Raw genomic sequence first — 4,600 nt, forward strand, 5'->3', positions numbered from 1 at the left:
ACTGTTTCTGAATGATAGCTTGCTAGGAATTGTTCAGCATTTTCATATGTCAAGCAAGTAATGTGAATTGATTCAAGGACCATTTTAAGGCTGTCACGAATTGCCTCATCATCATCAACAACAAAAACGCAGGGTTTCTCATTCATGGCGCGATGGGCAAAGTAAAGTAAATGCATATACCAACATCGTCGTTTTCTTCAGCCCACATCTTTCCGCCATGAGCCTCGATCAATGCTCGACTGATGGCTAAGCCCATCCCTAACCCTGTGGATTTGGTGGTGTAGAATGCCTGAAACATTTTATTCAAGACTGATCTGTCGGACACTCCTTTCCCACTGTCCTTTACAGAAGTTAGCACCACATCTGAATCTTCAGGAGACTTGCAAGTGCTAATAGTCAACATACGATTTTTACGATATGTTTCCATCGACTCCATGGCATTTATCAAGAGATTGATGATTACTTTTTGAATTTGCAATGCGTTCGCGCGAATAAGCGGCAAGTTGTTAGCAAGATTTTGCTGAATTACAGTAGTTGAAAAATCATTGCTGGCTCTAACATACTCAAGAGAATGCCTGATTAATTTATTAACATCAACGAGCTCATAACTTATTTCGCCTTTATGCAAAAAAAACATTAAATGTCGTATCACATCAGCGGCACGCGCTATCTGATTATCGCATTTGTCTATAATGTCCGCTAGTTTTAATAGATCCGGATGGCTAGTAGTTAATAATTTTTTAGCGGCAAAACCGTAGAAAGTAAGCGCAGTAAGTGGCTGATTAAGCTCATGAGCAATAGCCGCCGCCGTTTGACTTGCCACATATAACTGAGTCGCTTTCTCGATCTTATCGCGCTGTTCTTTAAGCTCCCTTGATCTCATATAATCTGTCATATCCAGATTGATACCCAGAACACGATCGGGGTTTCCATGTTGATCCAGTATTAACACACCCCGTGAATGAATGTGGCGATAAGATCCATTTTGATGCTCTATTCGATACTGCACTTCAAAGTTGGGTTTTGAACCAGTAAGACAATCATTTTTTGCGCTCAAAACAAATTCTTTGTCTTTCGGGTGTACGCGTTCAACCCATTCTGCCCAGGTGCCTGGAGAGTGTCCATCCTCGAATTCCATTTGTCGATCCCATTCGGGCGAAGCGTATATTTTCCCAGAGCTCAAATTCCAGTCCCAATAACAGGCTTTTACCTCTTGAAGGATTAGAGACAATCGGGTTTGGGCCGTTAACAATTCTTCTTTAACGACATGCCGTGCAGTGATATTTTCGCTAGAAATAATTATGCCGCCGATCTCTCCATTATCATCTGTCCATGGATAGGCCATCCAACGGAACCATTGCCGGCTACCATCTTCTTTTATCCACATGTCCTCATTGTTTCTTACGAATTCTCCCGCTAATGCTCTTTTATGAATTTGTTGCCATTCTTCCGGAATGTTTTTGTTCACTTCATAGTAATTAAATCCTACTAAATCATCACTATCTCTTCCAAATTCTTCTTTCCAGTGGTCGCTTGCAACCAGAAATTTCATTTCTCGATCAAACATTGCAATACTGAGAGGCGCTTGCTGAATAAACAACCGAAGCTGTATCTGGCTATTATTCAGGGCTTGTTCGGCTTGTTTCCGTGCGGTGATGTCGCGAATCACAATGAGCTGGCCAGATTGCATGCTCCGATTGGCTTTAAGACGTGTTATCTGAGATTCAACATAAATAGATTTTCCATTGTTTTTGATATGAGTATTTTCACCTCGCCATTGCCCGTCAGTGGCGAGGATCTCATTCTTCGTTTTTTCATCATCTGGATTATGCCAATGACACCGATATAGTTTGCTAATATGGCATCCGATTATTTTGGAAGCGCTGATGCCGTATTGCTGCTCAGTGTAACCATTCACATAAATGATATATTCGGCTTCGTCAAGAACAATCACTACCTCACTGATTTTCTCCAAAATCTCACCACGAAATCGGTTTAATTCCGCGTCAAGTCCTTGCAATGTATAAATTTGCTGGCCAGACTGAGTCTCAATCAGGAGTGCGTCAACTTCGCCATGCCGTATCGCGCGCAAGGTTTCTTCCGCTTCATCCAGGCGTGCTCGCAGTTCTTCGATCTCGTTCATTAGCTCCCTATACAACTAACTTGCTATCTCGAAAAAGATTAATATTATTTCATCAACTCTTCTTATCTTTTGATATCAAGACCGCGCAGTATATGTTCAATGTGGCTCATATCACCGATAAATCGCCGGGAGGGCAACGGCAATTTCTTGATTAAGGTTGGAGTGGCGATAATCTGTTCTCCTATCGCCATCTCAGGAAACTGAGCAAGGTCAACAATTTCCAATTCATAGCAGTCTCGCAAGTGTTCGTCGCATAATTCTCGAATTTTCACTATCGCTTGCTTAGCGCGCGGGGTAATGCCGATGATGCAAAGTTTTAAGACGTATCGAATACTCGTGCCTTTATCTTCCATAACATTTTTTGATTCCTCAAATTCGCGATCGGTTAAAAGGCTCTTTTTCATAATTATCTCCAGACCTTACTTGCAAGCCAAGGCTTTCCAGCACGCGTGCTTCATTAGACAAATCACCTATGATTTTCTTGATCGGTGTAGGCATCCGTCGCACCAAGGTGGGAAGAGCAAAAATCTGATCTTCAGCAGCCAATTGTGGCGTGTCAACAAGATCGATAATATTTAATATGGATACTTCGGCGAGATGAGTTTCGCAGATGCGTTTAAGATTTGTGATTGCCGATAGAGATTTTAAAGTTTTTCCCGCGACGTATAGACGCAAGTCATAATTTATATCGGCCGTAATAGATAATGGATTATTATTCATAATCATAATTAAATCTTATCATTTCTGCTCGGACTACGACTGCGCTAACGCGCCATCCTTGCTTTAGTTTGCTAAATTGTGCGTTCATGTTTGTTTTTGTTGCGCAGTAGTGTTGTTCATTTCTGCCGCTAATGCCTCATCCTTGGCCTGCAATGATGTAATTTGTGCCGTTATTGCTTTCTGTTTACTGATAAGCCTATGAAGCTTACGTTCATGTTTCAATCTTCGCAGTTCATCTTTAGATCTCTGCTGTTCTTCCTGCGCCTGGCGGACTGAACCGGTAAGCACCTCGCGACCGTCAAAATAAACTTGAACAATTTCAATTCCGTTATTATTCATTACAAACTCGCGTACACGGTTGGAGCTTGCAACACCCCGCGATTTAACCACTTGAATAGTGCGGGTGCGTTCGCCATTAAATTCTATATTGCGTAGCAGCAACCAAGTATCCATGAGCGAGGAAATACCAACCTGCGAAGATTCAGCGGTAGTCTCCGGTGAAGTCAAGCTGTTGAAGATTGAAGTAATCTGATGATGTTTAAGGAAATCAATAAGCCGCATCAGCATCGGTTTTATTTCATTCTCATCGCGCTGAATGAGAAGATTGCTGATCGGATCAACGACTACGACACTCGGTCGAAAGGCATGTACGATATCGTGAATCATTACCAGATGTTGTTCTAGTCCATATAAGGTAGGACGTGAACAATGTATCTCCAGCAGATTCTTTATTATCCATGGCTCCAGGTCAATACCGATGGAGCGCATATTACGGATAATTTGCGCGCGTGACTCTTCGTAGGCAAACAGTAATGTTCGCTCCCCATTACGGCAGGCAGTTTCGCAAAATTTTGCAGCAACACTGCTCTTACCGGTACCTGATGAGCCGGACACCAGCGTACTGCTGCCTCGATACACACCTTTACCCCCGAGCATCTCATCCAGTTGTTTAATACCCGTGGAAGCACATTCGGATGAAGCTTGATGATCGAGTTGCAATGAGGTGATCGGCAATACCGAAAAACCATTCTTACCGATGATAAAAGGATATTCATTGAGTCCATGCGCCGAACCGCGATATTTCAGTACTCGTAAGCGTCGAGTTGAAATGTGATCGGATACTCGATGATCGAGCACGATAACACAATCGGCTACATACTCTTCTAATCCATAACGGCTAATTGAAGCTTCACCTTTTTCGCCCGTTATAATTGCTGTCATGCCGCGATCTTTCAACCAGCGAAACAATCGACGTAATTCCGCGCGTAATATAGCCTCATTTGACAGACCGCTGAACAAGGCTTCAACAGTATCCAGTACTACTCGTTTTGCTCCAATGCAATCTATGGCATAACCCAGTCTTATAAACAGGCCTTCAAGATCATAATCACCCGTTTCATCTATTTCACTTGGCTCGAGATTGACATAATCGAGCAGGATCTTTTTCTCTGTGACCAGTTGATCCAAATTAAAACCAAGCGACTGGACGTTGCTAGAAAGCTCGGACGCATTCTCCTCAAACATCATGAATACGCCCGGCTCATTAAATTGCATTGCTCCACGCACCAGAAACTCTATCGACAGCAATGTCTTACCACACCCAGCACCGCCGCAAATTAGCGTGGGCCGACCTGTGGGCAAGCCGCCGCCTGTGACCTCATCTAACCCTTGGATGCCGGTCGGGGATTTTGGTAGAGATAAATCGATGTGCATTTATTCGTTAAATAAAATTGTCAT

At 43.0% G+C, this 4,600-nt stretch carries 4 protein-coding genes; all 4 read right to left on the reverse strand.

Annotated elements, in window-relative coordinates:
• Positions 1 to 142: 142 nt before the first annotated feature.
• Complete coding sequence (locus C7H79_RS16410) at positions 143 to 2,143, reverse strand: PAS domain-containing sensor histidine kinase (protein ID WP_106708324.1); 2,001 nt, start codon at positions 2,141 to 2,143, stop codon at positions 143 to 145.
• A 62-nt stretch (positions 2,144 to 2,205) separates the two neighbouring features.
• On the reverse strand, positions 2,206 to 2,547 hold the full coding sequence (locus tag C7H79_RS16415) for a circadian clock KaiB family protein (RefSeq protein WP_197714664.1): 342 nt from the start codon (positions 2,545 to 2,547) through the stop codon (positions 2,206 to 2,208).
• Positions 2,513 to 2,869 (reverse strand): circadian clock KaiB family protein, encoded by a 357-nt coding sequence (locus tag C7H79_RS16420; RefSeq protein ID WP_106708325.1) that lies wholly within the window; start codon positions 2,867 to 2,869, stop codon positions 2,513 to 2,515. The genes C7H79_RS16415 and C7H79_RS16420 overlap by 35 nt, the downstream gene beginning before the upstream one ends.
• Positions 2,870 to 2,947: 78 nt before the next feature.
• On the reverse strand, positions 2,948 to 4,576 hold the full coding sequence (gene kaiC / locus C7H79_RS16425) for a circadian clock protein KaiC (protein ID WP_106708326.1): 1,629 nt from the start codon (positions 4,574 to 4,576) through the stop codon (positions 2,948 to 2,950).
• Between the last annotated feature and the right edge of the window lie 24 nt (positions 4,577 to 4,600).

It is taken from the genome of Nitrosomonas supralitoralis (assembly GCF_003011925.2).
Taxonomy (GTDB): Bacteria; Pseudomonadota; Gammaproteobacteria; order Burkholderiales; family Nitrosomonadaceae; genus Nitrosomonas; species Nitrosomonas supralitoralis.

What these genes read in the sequence shown, in the direction of transcription:
- kaiC (WP_106708326.1), bottom strand. Translation starts at nt 4,576, where the DNA reads ATGCACATCGATTTATCTCTACCAAAATCCCCGACCGGCATCCAAGGG.
- C7H79_RS16410 (WP_106708324.1), bottom strand. Translation starts at nt 2,143, where the DNA reads ATGAACGAGATCGAAGAACTGCGAGCACGCCTGGATGAAGCGGAAGAA.
- C7H79_RS16420 (WP_106708325.1), bottom strand. Translation starts at nt 2,869, where the DNA reads ATGATTATGAATAATAATCCATTATCTATTACGGCCGATATAAATTAT.
- C7H79_RS16415 (WP_197714664.1), bottom strand. Translation starts at nt 2,547, where the DNA reads ATGAAAAAGAGCCTTTTAACCGATCGCGAATTTGAGGAATCAAAAAAT.